The sequence below is a fragment of the Streptomyces sp. NBC_01232 genome (assembly GCF_035989885.1).
Classification (GTDB): domain Bacteria; phylum Actinomycetota; class Actinomycetes; order Streptomycetales; family Streptomycetaceae; genus Streptomyces.
The window spans coordinates 5,427,508-5,443,044 of the sequence record NZ_CP108518.1 but is presented as its reverse complement, the minus strand read 5'-3'; the positions used below and the strand labels follow the sequence as shown (position 1 = coordinate 5,443,044).

The 15,537-nt window shown below is 74.1% G+C and carries 7 protein-coding genes; 2 read left to right on the top strand and 5 right to left on the bottom strand.

Annotated elements, in window-relative coordinates; all coding sequences use genetic code 11:
• Positions 1-51: 51 nt before the first annotated feature.
• The 4 genes from OG444_RS25335 to OG444_RS25320 form a co-directional block, all read right to left on the bottom strand.
• Positions 52-1,464, bottom strand: a complete 1,413-nt coding sequence (locus tag OG444_RS25335) for a dipeptidase (protein ID WP_327264328.1) — start codon at positions 1,462-1,464, stop codon at positions 52-54.
• A gap of 9 nt (positions 1,465-1,473) precedes the next feature.
• A complete protein-coding gene (locus tag OG444_RS25330) occupies positions 1,474-5,382 on the bottom strand; it encodes a UvrD-helicase domain-containing protein (protein ID WP_327264327.1) in 3,909 nt (1,302 codons plus the stop codon).
• 79 nt (positions 5,383-5,461) lie between these two features.
• Entirely contained in the window at positions 5,462-9,004 is a 3,543-nt protein-coding gene (locus OG444_RS25325) for an ATP-dependent helicase (protein ID WP_327264326.1), read from the bottom strand.
• Positions 9,005-9,196: 192 nt separating this feature from the next.
• On the bottom strand, positions 9,197-9,559 hold the full coding sequence (locus OG444_RS25320; protein ID WP_327264325.1) for an MGMT family protein: 363 nt from the start codon (positions 9,557-9,559) through the stop codon (positions 9,197-9,199).
• Positions 9,560-9,678: 119 nt separating this feature from the next.
• Between OG444_RS25320 and OG444_RS25315 the strand changes: the two genes are divergently transcribed.
• Positions 9,679-12,552: a lysylphosphatidylglycerol synthase transmembrane domain-containing protein gene (locus tag OG444_RS25315; RefSeq protein ID WP_327264324.1), complete on the top strand. Its 2,874-nt coding sequence runs from the start codon at positions 9,679-9,681 to the stop codon at positions 12,550-12,552.
• An 87-nt stretch (positions 12,553-12,639) separates the two neighbouring features.
• Positions 12,640-14,244 carry an alpha/beta hydrolase gene (locus tag OG444_RS25310; RefSeq protein ID WP_327264323.1) on the top strand — a complete coding sequence of 535 codons (1,605 nt, stop codon included), beginning with the start codon at positions 12,640-12,642 and terminating at the stop codon, positions 14,242-14,244.
• Positions 14,245-14,319: 75 nt separating this feature from the next.
• Here OG444_RS25310 and moeZ read toward each other — a convergent pair whose 3' ends face one another.
• Positions 14,320-15,498, bottom strand: coding sequence for an adenylyltransferase/sulfurtransferase MoeZ (gene moeZ, locus OG444_RS25305; protein WP_030011110.1), 1,179 nt, complete (start codon positions 15,496-15,498; stop codon positions 14,320-14,322).
• Positions 15,499-15,537: the final 39 nt, after the last annotated feature.

The window sequence follows — 15,537 nt, the reverse complement described above, 5'->3', positions numbered from 1 at the left end:
TCCCCCGGTGGTGGGACAGGCAGGCTCGGTACGACAGGTGTGTGCGTCGGGTCAGGCGGTGGTGCGGTGGCTGTGGTGGGCGGCCAGGTCTCCCCAGAGGTAGGCGGTCGTCTCGACACCCTTGAGCAGCAGGTCCAGCTCGACCTTCTCGTTCGGCGAGTGCCAGCCGTCGGACGGCACCGAGATGCCGAGGAAGAGGACGGGCGCGCCGAGGACGTCCTGGAGGTCCGCCGCGGGGCCGGAGCCGCCCTCCCGCGTGAAGCGGATCTTCTGGCCGAAGGCGCGGCCCATGGCCCGCACGACCGACTGCAGGGCCGGGTGGTCCAGCGGGGTCAGGCACGGGCGGGTCGGTGCGCCGAAGGTGATGGAGTGCCGGATCCCGTCCGGGATCCCGGCCGCGACCCAGTCCCTGACGGCGGCCTCTACCTCGTACGGGTCCTGCCCGGACACCAGGCGGAACGACAGCTTCAGGTGGGCGGAGGCGGGCACGATGGTCTTGCCGCCGGGGCCCTGGTAGCCACCGCCGATGCCGTTGACCTCGGCGGTGGGGCGGGCCCAGACGCGCTCCAGGGTGGAGTACCCGGCCTCGCCTGCGGCCGCGTGGGACTTGGCGGTGCGCAGCCACTCGGACTCGTCGAAGGGCAGCTCGGCGATGAGCGCGCGCTCCGCGTCGGTCAGCTCGGCGATGTTGTCGTAGAAGCCGGGGATCGTGACCCGCCCGTCGGCGTCGTGCAGGGCCGCGACCAGGCGGGCGGCGGCGGTGGCCGGGTTGGGGACGGCGCCGCCGAAGGCGCCGGAGTGGATGTCCTGGTCCGGGCCGTGGAGGTCGATCTCGCAGTCGGCGACACCGCGCATGCCGGTGCAGACGGTGGGGGTGGTCTCGGACCACATGCCGGTGTCGGAGACGATCACGACGTCGGCGGCGAGCTCGGCGGCGCGGGTCTCGACGAGGTCGCGGAAGTGGACGGAGCCGGACTCCTCCTCGCCCTCGACGATCAGCTTGAGGTGCACGGCGGGCGCGGCGGCGCCGGTGGCGGCCAGATGCGCCCGCACCCCGAGGGTGTGGAAGAACACCTGCCCCTTGTCGTCGGCGGCGCCGCGCCCGTACATGCGGCCGTCGCGGATCACCGGCTCGAACGGGTCGGTGTGCCAGCCGTCGGCGAGGGCGGCGGGCTGTACGTCGTGGTGCCCGTACACGAGGACGGTCGGGGCGTCCGGGTCCTCGCTGGGCCAGTGCGCGAAGACGGCGGGCGCGCCGGGGGTCTCCCACACCTCGGCGACCGGGAAGCCGGTCTCCTTGAGCTTGGCCGCGAGCCATTCGGCGCTGCGGCGTACATCGCCCGCGTGCTCGGGCTGCGCCGACACGGAGGGAATGCGCAGCCACTCGGCGAGGTCGTCGAGGAAGGCGGCGCGGTGCGTGTCGATGTACGTGCGGACGACGTTGTCCGGCGGGGTGTCGCTCATGCCCCGAGCCTAGCCGTCCGCCCGGTGGGCACCGTCCGGGGCCGTTTCGCCTTGGAGGATCCGCTCAAGGCGGGCGCGGTCGGGGAGGTTGCGGGGGCGGATCACGCGGCCGCTGCGGACGTGCAGGAAGACGGCGGAGACGCGGTCGAGCGGGGTGCCGGTGGCCTCTGCCCAGGCCACGCGGTAGACGGCGAGCTGGAGCGGGTCGGCCTCCGTGGTCCGGCCGGTCTTCCAGTCGACGATCTCGTACGAGCCGTCCGGGTCGCGGTAGACGGCGTCGATCCGGCCGCGGATCACCCGGCCGGCGAGGGTCAGCTGGACCGGGGCCTCCATGCGGTACGGGGGGCGGTCCGCGTACGGGCTGCGTTCGAAGGCGGCCTTGAGGGAGTCGAGGTCGGCCTCGTCGGCGATCTCCTGGTCGGAACCGGCGCCCGGGAGGTCGGCGACGGGGTCGAGGACGTCGAGGAACGGCAGCGGCAGTTCGTCGAAGCGGGACTCGACCCAGGCGTGGAACCGGGTGCCCTGGCGGGCGGCGGGCTGCGGGGGCCTCGGCATGGGGCGGGCGAGGTCGCGTACGAAGCCCTGCTCGTCGGCGGCGAGCCGCAGGAGCTGGCTGGCGGACAGGGCGGAGGGCAGCTCGACGTCACGGACGGCGGCTCGGGCTCGGCGGAGCTCGCCCTCGAGGGCGTCGAGGTCGCGGTCCCAGGAGGCGACGGCGCGGGCCTCTTCGGGTACGAGGTGCCTCCCGGCGGGGGGGCCGGGTACGGCCGCCGCAGCGGGGGCTTGGTGCTCGGCCTCCGGCCAGAGGTCGTCGTCCTGCGGGACGGCATGCCGACCGGCGGGTGCGCCCTGCCGCGCGTGCGGGGTCGATGCAGTCGCTCCGGAGGCGGACGGGGACGCTCCGGCCCAGAGGTCGTCGTCCGGCGCGGCGGTGGGGTGGGCGGAGGCGGATTCGTCCCCCACCCCGCCCCTTCCCGAAACCGGGGCGCTGCCCCGGACCCCGGGGACGGCCCGGCCTGCCGGCCCCGGCCGCCCGGAGGCCTGCGCGGCCTCGGCCGCCCAGAGGTCGTCCGAGGCCGGCCCCGGAGGTGCCCAGGCGTCGCCGGACCGGCGGTCGTCGTCCTGCCTCCGGGCAGGGGCGAGGTCTCCCTCGGTGGCCCAGAGGTCGTCCGAGCCCTGAGGCGCCCAGGCGTCGCCGGACCGGTGGTCGTCGCCCCGGCCCCTGACGGGGGCGGCGTGGGCCTCGGCGGGCCGGACGTCGTCCGCGTCCGGCCCCGAGGGCGCCCAGGCTTCGCCGGACCGGCGGTCGTCGTCCTGGTCGTCGGACGCTAGGTCGGGTTCCCAGGGGTCTTCGGCCGGCCACGGCTCTTCGCAGTCCGGGGGCCAGAGGTAGGACTCGTCCTCCTGCGGGGGCGGGGCCGCGAGGTAGGACTCCACCAGGGCGGCCGCCGCGCGGCGCAGGGTGAGGGACTGCGGGTCGAGCGGGAGGGGCCAGGAGTGGTCCTGGGTGGACTCCCCGGACAGCGCCGGGTTCTCGGCGGTGGGATCGGGCTCGTCCGCCCAGGCCTCGATCTCGCCGAAACCGGCCGCGCAGTGCTCGTACAGGGCCTCCAGGAACGCCGAGGGCCCACGGCGCTTCTTCTGGCTCGGGCCCCACCAGTGGCCGGAGGCCAGCAGCAGGGAGCGCGGCCGGGTGAAGGTCACATAGCCGAGGCGGAGCTCCTCCACCGCCTTGTGGTCCTTGAGGGCGGCCTTGAAGGCCTTCAGGCCGGCCGAGGTCCAGGCCGGGTCCCCGGGCAGGGTGGGGGCGTCGCCGCGCAGCGCGTACGGGAGGACCTTCGCGTACGAGGTCCAGGCCTCCGGCGGCTTCTCCTTCGGGAAGGCCCCCGCGCACAGGTCCGGGACCACCACCACGTCCCACTCCAGGCCCTTGGACTTGTGGGCGGTGAGCACCTTGACCGTGTTCTCGCCGCCGGGCAGGGCGTGGTCCAGGCCCTTCTCGTACTGGGCGGCCGTGCGCAGGAACGCCAGGAAGGCCAGCAGCGTGGCCTCGCCGTCCAGGGCGGCGAAACCGGCCGCGACGTCCATGAAGTTCGACAGCGTCTCGCGGCGGCGGGCCGCCAGCGCGTGCGGGGAGGCCGACAGCTCCACCTCCAGGCCGGTGGCGCCCAGCACCCGGTGCAGTACGTCCATCAGCGGGTCCGCGAGGGAACGCCGCAGGTCGCGCAGCTCCTGGGCGAGGTGCGCGAAGCGGACCCGGGCCTCCGCGGAGAAGGGCAGGTCGTCCGGGGCCTGGCCGGAGCCGTCGAGGAAGGTCTCCAGGGCGTCGGCCAGCGACACGATCTCGGCCGGGTCCACACCCTCCACGGCCGCCGCGAGCCGTTCGTCCGGGTCGGACTCGGCGGGCGACCGGCCCACCAGGAGCCGCGCCCGGCGGCCCAGCAGGGCCAGGTCGCGCGCGCCGATCCGCCAGCGCGGGCCGATCAGGAGCCGGACCAGGGAGGCGTTGGCTCCCGGGTCCTGGAGGACCTCGCAGACGGCGACGAGGTCGGCGACCTCGGGCAGGTGCAGCAGCCCGGAGAGGCCGACGACCTCCACCGGCACGTCCCGGTCCACCAGCACGGCCTGGATCTGCGCGAAATCCCCGGCGGAGCGGCACAGTACGGCGATCTCGCGCGGCTCGGTCCCGGTCCGGACCAGGTGGGCCACGGAGTCGGCGAGCCAGTCGAGCTCCTGCGCGTGCGTCTCCAGCAGGGCGCAGCGGACCTGCCCGGCAGCCTCCGCCCCCGGCGCCGGGCGCAGCGCCTCCACGCCCTCGTGCATGGCGCGCAGCGGGGCGGCGAGACCGTTGGCGAGGTCCAGCAGGCGGCCGCCGCTGCGCCGGTTCTCACTGAGGGAGAGCCGGGTGGCGGGGGTGCCGTCGGCGTGCGGGAAGTGCTCAGGGAAGTCGTCGAGGTTGGCGACGGAGGCCCCGCGCCAGCCGTAGATCGCCTGGCAGGGGTCGCCGACGGCGGTCACGGCATGGCCGGAGCCCGCGCCGAAGAGGCCGGACAGCAGCAGCCGCTGGGCGACGGAGGTGTCCTGGTACTCGTCGAGCAGGACCACCCGGAACTCCTCGCGCAGCAGCGCCCCCACCTCGGGCCGGGTGGTGGCGAGCTGTGCGGAGAGGGCTATCTGGTCGCTGAAGTCGAAGAGGTCGCGGGAGCGTTTGGCGGCGCGGTAGCGGACGACCAGTTCCAGCAGTTCGAGGCGGCCGCGCACGGCCTCCGGGACCTTGCGGAGGTCCTCGTTGGTGAGCTTGGTGCCGGCGAGCACGTCCAGCAGTCCGGTGTCGTGCAGGCGCAGGTGCTCGGGCTCGACGAGGTGCTCGGAGAGCTCTCCGTCGAGCGCGAGGAGGTCTCCGACGAGGTCGGGGACGGACTTGGTGAGCGAGGGGTAGGGGCCGGGGGCCTCGCGCAGCACCTTCGCGGCGAGCTGGAAGCGGGTGGCGTCGGCGAGCAGGCGGGAGCTGGGTTCCAGGCCGATGCGCAGGCCGTGGTCCTTCAGGAGCTGGCCGGCGAAGGCGTGGTAGGTGGAGATGCGGGGCTCGCCGCCGACGGCGTCGGCGTCGGCCGGGGAGGGGTCCGGATCGGTGATGCCGGCCCGTGCCAGGGCCTTGCGCACGCGCTCGGACAGTTCGCCGGCGGCCTTGTTGGTGAAGGTCAGGCCGAGCACCTGCTCGGGGGCGACGGCGCCGGTGCCCACGAGCCAGACCACGCGGGCCGCCATGACGGTGGTCTTGCCGGAGCCCGCGCCGGCGACGACGACCTGCGGGGCGGGCGGGGCGGTGACGCAGGCCATCTGTTCGGGCGTGAAAGGGATCCCGAGGAGCTCCTTGAGCTGCTCGGGGTCGGAGAGGGCGGGCGGACGCGCGGGCACGTAAAAAGGCTAGCCGCCCCCACCGACAGCCCCGACCGCCCCGGCCACCGCAGCCGCGGTGGCCGCCCCTGCCCCGGGCTCACTCGACGGTCTGGCGGCCCTCCGGGCGGGCGCTGCACGAGCTGCGGAAGGAGCAGTGGTCGCAGTGGCGGCCGGCGGCGGGCGCGAACCGCTCGTCCAGCACCCGGCCCGCGGCAGTGGCCAGCAGGTCCCCGACCCACTCCCCGTCGAGCGGCTGCTGGGCCTGGACCTTGGGCACCGCCTCGCCGCCCTCGCGGATCGCGGCGCCCTGGCGGAGCTGGACGAGCTCGGCGCCGCCGGGCGGCGGGCGCACGCCGTCGAAGACGTCGTCGACGGCGCCCTCGCGGACGGCGAGCTGGTACACGGCGAGCTGGGGGTGGCGGGCGACCTCGTCCCGGGTCGGCGCGGACTTGCCGGTCTTGAAGTCGACGACGTACGCACGCCCCTGCGGGTCCGCCTCGACCCGGTCCATGGAGCCCCGGATGCGGACGGCGACGTCACCGGCCTCGAGTGTGACGTCGAACTCGTGCTCCGTGGCGACGGCCGCCCGGCCCCCGCGGTCGGTGGTGTGCCAGCGCAGGAAGCGCTCCAGGGCGGCGCGGGCGTTGTCCTTCTCCTGGCGGGACTTCCAGGGCGCGTCGAAGGCGAGGGCGTCCCACACCGAGTCGAGCCGTTCCATGAGGACGGCCAGATCGGCGGGGGTACGTCCGGAGGCGACCTCGTCGGCGAGGACGTGGACGACGTTGCCGAAGCCCTGGGCGGCGGTGGAGGGGGTGTCGGCCTTGACCTCGCGGCCGAGGAACCACTGGAGGGAGCAGGTGTTGGCGAGCTGCTCCAGGGCGCTGCCGGACAGGGCGACGGGCCGGTCCCGGTCGCGCAGCGGGACGCTGCTGCGGGTGGGCTCGTACAGGCCCCACCAGCGCTGCGGGTGCGCGGCGGGGACCAGGGGGCGGTCCTCGTCGTCGGTGAGCGCGGCGAGGCGGGCGAGGCGGCGGGCGGCCGCGTCGCGCAGGGCGGGCGAGGCGTCGGGGTCGACGGTGGTCGCGCGCAGCTCGGCGACGAGCGCGGCGACGGCGAGGGGGCGGCGGGGGCGGCCGGTGACGTCCCGCGGGGGGACGCCGAGCTCGGTGAGGAAGCGGGAGGGCTGGTCGCCGTCGTCGGCGGGGGCCTTGACGGCGGTGACGACGAGGCGGTCGCGGGCGCGGGTGGCGGCGACGTAGAAGAGCCGGCGCTCCTCGGCGAGCAGGGCGCCGGGGGTGAGGGGCTCGGCAAGACCGTCACGGCCGATGCGGTCGGCCTCCAGGAGGGAGCCGCGGCGGCGGAGGTCGGGCCACAGGCCCTCCTGGACGCCGGCGACGACGACGAGGGACCACTCCAGTCCCTTGGAGCGGTGGGCGGTCATCAGCCGGACGGCGTCGGAGCGGGTGGCACGGGCCGTCAACGTGTCGGCGGCGATGTCCTCCGCCTCCAGTTGTTCGAGGAAGTTGAGGGCGCCGCGGCCGCCGGTGCGCTCCTCGGCGCGGGCGGCGGTGTCGAAGAGGGCGCAGACGGCGTCGAGGTCGCGGTCGGCGTTGCGGCCGGCCGCGCCGCCGCGGCGGGCGCTGCGCTCCAGGCGCTGCGGCCAGGGGGTGCCGTCCCAGAGGACCCAGAGGGCCTCCTCGGCGGTGCCGCCGCCCTGGAGGAGCTCGCCGGCCTTGCGCAGGAGCAGGCCGAGGCGCTGCGCGCCGCGGGCGTAGGCGGGGTCGTGGGCGGTGAGCCGTTCCGGCTCGGCGAGGGCGCGGGCGAGCAGCACGTCGGAGGGCGCGGGCACCTTGACGCCCGCGGCGCGCTCCTCGTCGCGCAGGGCGCGGCCGAGCCGCCGCAGGTCGGCGGCGTCCATCCCGCCGAGGGGGGAGGCGAGCAGGGTGAGGGCGGCCTCGACGGTGACGCCTCCGGCGGGGTCGGCCGTGCTCGCGAGGTCGGACCCCGGGCCCGCTTCGACGGCGTCGGGCTCGCCACCGGTGGGGTCCGCGTGGCTCGACCCCGGGCTCTCTGTGACGGCGTCGGGCTCGCCTCCGGCCGGGGATGTTTCCCGCCCACCCACCCCGACAGCGCGAGCGAGCTCGCCGGCCTGGTCGCCTCCGGCGGGGTCGCCGGCACCCGGCTCGGCGTCGGCAGAGCCGGGCTCGACGGCGTCGGGGTCGGTTCCCGAGGAGCCCGCGCCCGGCGCGGCCGCGGCGGCAGAGCCGGTGGGGGGCACGGGGCCCGTAGCCGGTTCGGCGGCGGTGGCCGCGGCGCGGAGGGCCGTCAGGAGGGGGGAGACCGCCGGTTCGTGGCGCAGCGGGGTGTCCGTGCCGTCCGTCTCGGCCGGGACTCCCGCCGAGATCAGGGCGCGGCGCATCGCCGGAAGGGTGCGGCCCCCGGCGCGGACCAGGACGGCCATGTCCTGCCACGGGACACCGTCCTCCAGGTGCGCCCGGCGCAGGATGTCCGCGATGTTGTCCAGCTCGGCGCCCGCCGTCGGGTACGTGAAGACCTCCACCCGCCCGCCGTCCCGCACCGGCGCGAGGTTGCGGTGAGCGCGGACCGCCTCGGCCGGCAGCCGCGGGACCGGCATCCGGGTGGTGAGGAGCCGGGTGGCGGCCAGCAGGGCCGCGCCGGAGCGGCGGCCGACGGTGAGGGCCTTGACCCGCGCGCCGGGGAAGGCCGACTCGAAGTCCAGGACGTTGTTGATGTCGGCGCCCCGGAAGGCGTAGATCGACTGGTCGGGGTCGCCGAAGGCGACCAGCGTGCCGCCCGGGCCGGTCAGCGCCCGCAGCAGCCGCAGCTGCGAGGCGTCCGTGTCCTGGTACTCGTCGATGAAGATCGCGTCGTACGCCGAGGCGAGGGACGGCGTTCGCTCGGCGAGGAGCACCGCCCGGTGCAGGAGCTCCGCGTAGTCCAGCGTGCCCTGCATGTCGAGGACGTCCAGGTACTCGGAGAGGAAGGCCGCCGCCGCCTTCCAGTCCGGGCGCCCTATGCGGTCGGCGAACGAGGAGAGGGCCTGCGGCCCGAGGCCCAGCTCGCGGGCGCGGGCGAGCACCGCCCGGACCTCGTCGGCGAACCCGCGCGTGGTCAGCGCGGCCCGCAGGTCGTCCGGCCAGCGGATGGAGCGGATCCGGCGCTGGCCCTCCAGGAGGGTGCGGACCATCACGTCCTGCTCGGGGCCGGACAGCAGCCGCAGCGGGTCGGCGAAGAGGTCGGTGTCCTGGTGGGCGCGGACCAGTCCGTAGCAGAAGGAGTGGAAGGTGGTGGCCTGCGGGGCGCGCGCTCCGCCGAGGCGCAGGGCGGCCCGGTCGCGCAGTTCCACCGCCGCCTTGCGGCTGAAGGTGAGGATGAGGATCCGGGCGGGGTCGGTACCCGCTTCCACACGGGCGGTCACGGCCTCGACCAGCGTGGTCGTCTTCCCGGTGCCCGGCCCGGCGAGAACCAGGAGTGGTCCGCCGGTGTGGTCAACCACCGCCCGCTGCGCTGCGTCCAGCTCAGGGGGATCCACCCGTTCCGGCCCGGTGCGCACGAGGCGGTACGCGTCGGGGGTCCGCGTACGCCGCCGTTCGGTGCGGTCGGAGGAAGAGGTGATCACGTGGGGTGCCGGTCCTGGTGGGTCTGCGGGGTGGGGCGGTGCTGCCGTGACGGCTCGGGCGCGAGCCGGCGCGGAAGCCGAAGAGGCAACGCTACGGCAACCGGCCGACGCCGCGCAGTCCCCCCGGGTAGCCCGGACGGGCGTTCGGACCGTCGCCCGATCGCCCGCCCCGGCCCCGCATGGCCGAAGCTGTCAGGTGTGAGCCTCGTCGCGCATGCCGTCCTGTCCGCCTTCCTGTCCGGGGGACCCGTCCCAGCGCGCCCGGCGCATGTCCAGGCGCGGCTCGCCGCCCGCCGTCAGGCGCAGCGGGGTGGCCTCGGTCCGGTAGTGCTCCAGGGCGCGCACCTCGTGGCCGGGCAGGGGCAGGCCGTCCGCCCGCACCACGCGCCACCAGGGCACGGCTCCCCCGTACAGGGCCATGACACGCCCGACCTGACGGGGTCCCGCCTCGCCGAGCCACTCGGCGACGTCCCCGTACGTCATCACCCGGCCGGGCGGAATACGCTCGGCCACCTCCAGCACGCGCTCCGCGTACGCGGGCAGCTCCTCACTCATTCGGCACATGGTGCAGCACATCGTCGGCGCTCGGGCGGAAGTCTCGCTTCCGCACCGGCGCGCACCCTGATGCCCCGCTGGCGTGTCGGTCCGTGCCACCATCTTCCGGGCGGTGACTGGTGATACGTGATCAAGAAGAGACGGAAGTGACGACGAAGGAGCAGGGTGTGAGCCCTCCGGACGGCGCGGCGACCGACGACGGCGCACGCCCTGACGACGGCCACGCCTCCCACCGCGAACCCGTCCCGGAGCCCCGTCCGGAGCCCCCGCGCCCCGACGGCCGAGGTGTCCGCGGCGACCGGGACGACCTGAGCGACCGGAGCGACCGGAGCGACCAGGACGACCGGGACGACCGGGCCGGCGATGCCCCGGACGCCCGCGGCGCCGAGGTCTCGCACGGCCACGCCTCCTCGCCCGCCGACCGGGTCGAGGTCGACGAACCGCTGCTCGCCGCCCGCGTGCACCGGCCGTCCGACCTCGTACGCCTGCTCGTCGGCATCCTCGGCATCGCCGTCCTCCTCGCCATCGCCGCCTTCGCCCACGGCACCACGGTCGGCCTGGAGGAGGACATCAGCAAGGGCACCGGCCAGGCGCCCGCCCTGCTGATCAAGGTCGCCGCGCTGGTGTCCAGCATCGCGGTGCTGCTGCTGCCCGTCGCCTTCGCCATCGAGCGGCTGATCAAACGCGACGGCCTGCGCATCGCCGACGGCGTGCTCGCCGCCGTCCTCGCCCACGGTGTCACCCTCGCCACCGACCTGTGGGTCTCGCAGGCCGCCCCCGACACCATCCAGGACGCCCTCACCCGCCCCGCGGGCGGCGGGACCCTCACCGACCCGGTCCACGGCTACCTCGCGCCCGTCATCGCGTACATGACCGCGGTCGGCATGACCCGCAGACCCCACTGGCGCGTCGCGCTGTGGGTGGTCCTGCTGCTCAACGCCCTGGCCATGCTGGTCAACGGGTACACCACACCCTTCTCGATCGTCCTGACCGTGCTGATCGGCTGGAGCGTCGCCTACGGCACCCTCTACGCCGTCGGCTCGCCCAACGTGCGCCCCACCGGGCAGCACCTCCTCGCCGGACTGCGCCGGGTCGGCTTCCAGCCGGTCAGCGCGATGCGCGCCGAGATGCCGGAGGGCCCCGAGCCGTCCGAGGCCAACGACCGGGGGCGCCGCTACCACGTGACCCTCGAGGACGGGCCGCCGCTCGACGTCACGATCGTCGACCGCGAGCAGCAGGCCCACGGCTTCTTCTACCGGGTCTGGCGCCGGCTCACCCTGCGCGGCATCACCACCGGGCGCAGCCTGCAGTCGCTGCGCCAGGCGCTGGAGCAGGAGGCGCTCCTCGCCTACGCGGCCATCGCGGCCGGGGCGAACGCACCGAAGCTGATCGCCACGTCCGAGCTCGGTCCGGACGCGGTGATGCTCGTCTACGAGCACCTGGACGTCCGGGCCCTCGACGCGCTCTCCGACGAGGAGATCACCGACGAACTGATCCACACCACGTGGAAGCAGGTACGGGCCCTGCAGTCGCGGCGGATCGCGCACCGGCGGCTGACCGGTGACGCCCTGGTGGTGGATCGTTCCGGCAACGTCATCCTCACCGACCTGCGCGGCGGCGAGATCGCCGCGGGCGACCTCGTGCTCCGGATGGACATCGCACAGCTGCTGACCACGGTCGGCCTGCGGGTCGGCGCGGAGCGCGCGGTGGCCTCGGCCGTGTCGGTGCTCGGCCCGGATGCGGTGGCGGACTGCCTGCCGCTGCTCCAGCCGATCGCGCTGAGCCGTTCCACCCGGGCGACGCTGCGCAAGCTGGCCCGGGAGCGGGCCGAGCGGCAGCGGGAGGCCGTACTGGAGTCCTCGCGCGCGGCGAAGGCGGCGCGCGAGGCGGAATCCGCCCACTCCGCCACTCCTGTCTCCGCCTCGGCCGCCGCGGACCGCAAGGCCGAGAAGAAGGCCCTGGAGGACGCGCTGGACGGCGCGCGCGAGGAGGATCTGCTGACCCAGATCCGCCACCAGGTGCTGCTGATCCGCCCGCAGGCGCCGGTGGAGCCGGCCCGGCTGGAGCGGATCCGGCCGCGCACGCTGGTCTCGTTCATCGCGGGCGCGTTCGGTGCGTACTTCCTGCTCACGCAGCTCGCCCACGTGGACTTCGCGACGATCATCGGCGAGGCGCAGTGGGGCTGGGTCGGGGCGGCCCTCGCCTTCTCGGCGCTGACGTACTTCGCGGCGGCGATGAGCCTGCTGGGCTTCGTGCCGGAGCGGGTGCCGTTCCTGCGGACGGTGGTCGCGCAGGTGGCCGGGTCGTTCGTGAAGCTGGTGGCTCCGGCGGCCGTCGGCGGTGTCGCGCTGAACACGCGGTTCCTGCAGCGGGCGGGTGTCCGGCCGGGGCTGGCGGTCGCGAGCGTGGGCGCCTCCCAGCTGTTCGGGCTGGCCAGCCACATCGTGCTGCTGCTGTCGTTCGGTTATCTGACCGGGACCGAGAAGACCCCGGAGATGACCCCGTCCCGGGCCGTCATCGCGGGTCTGCTGACGGTGGCCGTGCTGGTGCTGGTGGTGACGGCGGTCCCGTTCATGCGGAAGTTCGTGGTGACACGGGTACGGGCACTGTTCGCCGGTGTGGTGCCGCGCATGCTGGACGTGCTGCAGCGGCCGAAGAAGCTGGTGACGGGCATCGGCGGCATGCTGCTGCTGACGGGTTGCTTCGTGATGTGCCTGGACGCGTCGATCCGCGCGTTCGGGGGCGGCGAGGCCATCAGCTACGCGAGCATCGCGGTGGTGTTCCTGGCGGGCAACGCGCTGGGGTCGGCGGCGCCGACACCGGGCGGTATGGGCGCGGTGGAGACCACGCTCACCCTCGGGCTGATCGCGGCGGGCCTGGAGAAGGAGGTCGCGATCTCGGCGGTGCTGCTGTTCCGCCTGATGACCTTCTGGCTGCCGGTGCTGCCGGGGTGGATCTCGTTCAACTTCCTGACCCGCAAGGAAGCCATCTAGGGGGTCGGGCGAGGGCCCCGCCGGCCGCGGCCCCCCGTTCGGGTCAGCGCGCGGGCGGGGTCGGCACGGGGCCCACAGGATGGGGACATGCCGACACACGCCTGGCGGGTCACCGCCGCCGCCACGCTCGCAGCCGGGCTGCTCGCCACGGCCGCCTGCTCCGACGACGGCGACGGGAAGAAGACGACGGCCGACGGCACACCGGAGGTCAAGCCCCTCAAGTGGGGTGACTGCGACGCCCCGACCGCCGCCCAGGGCGGTGGTCCGGCCCCGCCGAAGGACTGGCAGTGCGCCACCCTCGACGTCCCGCTCGACTACGCGAAGCCCGAGGGCGGGACGGTCCCGATCTCCCTGATCCGGGCCGAGGCGCGCGACCGGAAGAACCGGCTGGGCTCGCTGGTCTTCAACTTCGGCGGCCCCGGCGGGTCCGGGATCAGTACGCTGCCCGGCGCCGCCAAGGAGTACGAGGCCCTGCGCGCCCGGTACGACCTGGTCAGCTTCGACCCCCGCGGGGTGGGCGGCAGCGATCCCGTCCTGTGCGAGAGCGACAAGGAGCTGGACGCCTACCACAGCGAGGACTCCTCCCCCGAGACCCCGGAGGAGGAGAAGGCCTTCGTCGACAACATCAGGAAGTACCAGGAGGCCTGCGAGAAGAACTCCGGCAAGCTCCTCCCCCACGTCGGCACCGAGAACGCAGCCCGCGACCTGGACCGCATCCGCCAGGCGCTCGGCGACGAGAAGCTGAACTACTTCGGCATCTCCTACGGCACCGAACTGGGCGGGGTCTACGCCCACCTCTTCCCGAAGAACGTCGGCCGGGCCGTCTTCGACGCCGTCGTGGACCCGACCAAGACCGCCGAGCAGAGCGCGCTGGGCCAGGCCAAGGGCTTCCAGCTCGCGCTCGGCAACTTCGCCCAGGACTGCGTGGACCGCGGTGACGAGTGCCGGCTCCAGGGCAGCACGCCCAAGGAGATCGAGGACAGCATCATCGAGCTGCAGAAGTCGCTGGCAGCCAAGCCCATTCCGGGCACCGGCAACCGGATGCTCACCGAGAACCAGGCGACCAACGGCATCGCGCAGGCCCTGTACTCCCAGGAGCTGTGGCCGTTGCTGGAGCAGGGCATCGACGAGGCGCAGGGCGGTCAGGGCCAGCTGCTGATGGCCCTCTCGGACGCGCTCAACGGGCGCGACCAGCAAGGGCGTTACAGCAACATCGGCGCGGCCAACACGGCCATCAACTGCGTGGACGACAAGGAGCGCTACACCCTGGAGGAGACCAAGGCCAAGCTGGCGACCTTCCGGGCCGCCTCACCGGTCTTCGGGGACCTCCTGGGCTGGGCCATGATGTCCTGCACCGGCTGGCCGGTCGCCGGCACCTGGGAGACGCCCGACGTCTCCGCACCGGGCTCCGACCCGATCCTGGTGATCGGCAACACCGGTGACCCGGCCACCCCGTACGAGGGTGCGCGCAAGATGGTGGAGCGGCTCGGCCCGGGCGTGGGCGTGGAACTGACCTACAAGGGCGAGGGGCACGGCGCCTACAACAGCGGTGACCCGTGCGTGCAGACGGCCGTGAACACCTATCTGCTGGACGGGAAGACGCCGGCCGAGGGCACCGTCTGCACCGCGGTCGCGGACCCGACGGCGCCGCCCGGGACACAGCAGCCGCCGCAGCCGCCGCCGGCCGCCTGACCCGCAGGACGCCGAAGGGGCCGTACCCCACGCGCGTGGGGTACGGCCCCTTCGGACCACTGCTGCCGGGGCCGCCTAGTAGACCGGCTTCTCGGGCTCGATCTGGTGGACCCAGCCGATCACGCCGCCGCCGACGTGCACCGCGTCCGCGAAGCCCGCGGACTTCAGCACCGCGAGGACTTCCGCACTACGGACACCCGTCTTGCAATGCAGGACGATGCGCTTGTCCTGCGGCAGGTCCTGGAGGGCGGTGCCCATCAGGAACTCGCCCTTGGGGATCAGCTTCGCGCCGGGGATCGAGACGATCTCGTACTCGTTGATCTCGCGGACGTCGATGATCTCGATGGGCTCGTCGGTGTCGATCCACTCCTTGAGCTGCTTGGGAGTGATCGTCGAACCGGCGGCCGCCTCCTGGGCCTCCTCCGACACGACGCCGCAGAAGGCCTCGTAGTCGATGAGCTCGGTGACGGTCGCGTTGGGACCGCACACCGCGCAGTCGGGGTCCTTGCGGACCTTGACCTGGCGGTACTGCATCTCCAGGGCGTCGTAGATCATCAGACGGCCGACCAGCGGCTCGCCGACACCCGTGAGGACCTTGATGGCCTCGGTGACCTGGATGGACCCGATGGACGCGCAGAGCACGCCCAGCACGCCGCCCTCGGCGCAGCTCGGGACCATGCCCGGCGGGGGCGGCTCGGGGTAGAGGCAGCGGTAGCACGGGCCGTGCTCGGACCAGAAGACCGAGGCCTGGCCGTCGAAGCGGTAGATCGAGCCCCACACGTACGGCTTGTTCAGCAGCACGCAGGCGTCGTTGACGAGGTAGCGCGTGGCGAAGTTGTCCGTGCCGTCGACGATGAGGTCGTACTGGCTGAAGATCTCCATCACGTTCTCGGCCTCGAGCCGCTCTTCGTGAAGGACCACGTTCACGTACGGGTTGATGCCCAGCACGCTGTCGCGGGCCGACTCGGCCTTGGAACGGCCGATGTCCGCCTGGCTGTGGATGATCTGGCGCTGCAGGTTCGACTCGTCGACCTCGTCGAACTCCACGATGCCCAGCGTGCCGACACCGGCCGCGGCGAGGTACATGAGGGCGGGCGAGCCGAGACCGCCGGCACCCACGGCCAGCACCTTGGCGTTCTTCAGGCGCTTCTGGCCGTCCATCCCGACATCCGGGATGATCAGGTGCCGCGAATACCGACGGACCTCGTCAACGGTGAGCTCAGCTGCTGGCTCGACCAGCGGTGGCAGCGACACGGGCACTCCGGAGGTGGGAGCATCCCCGCAGGTGCAGGG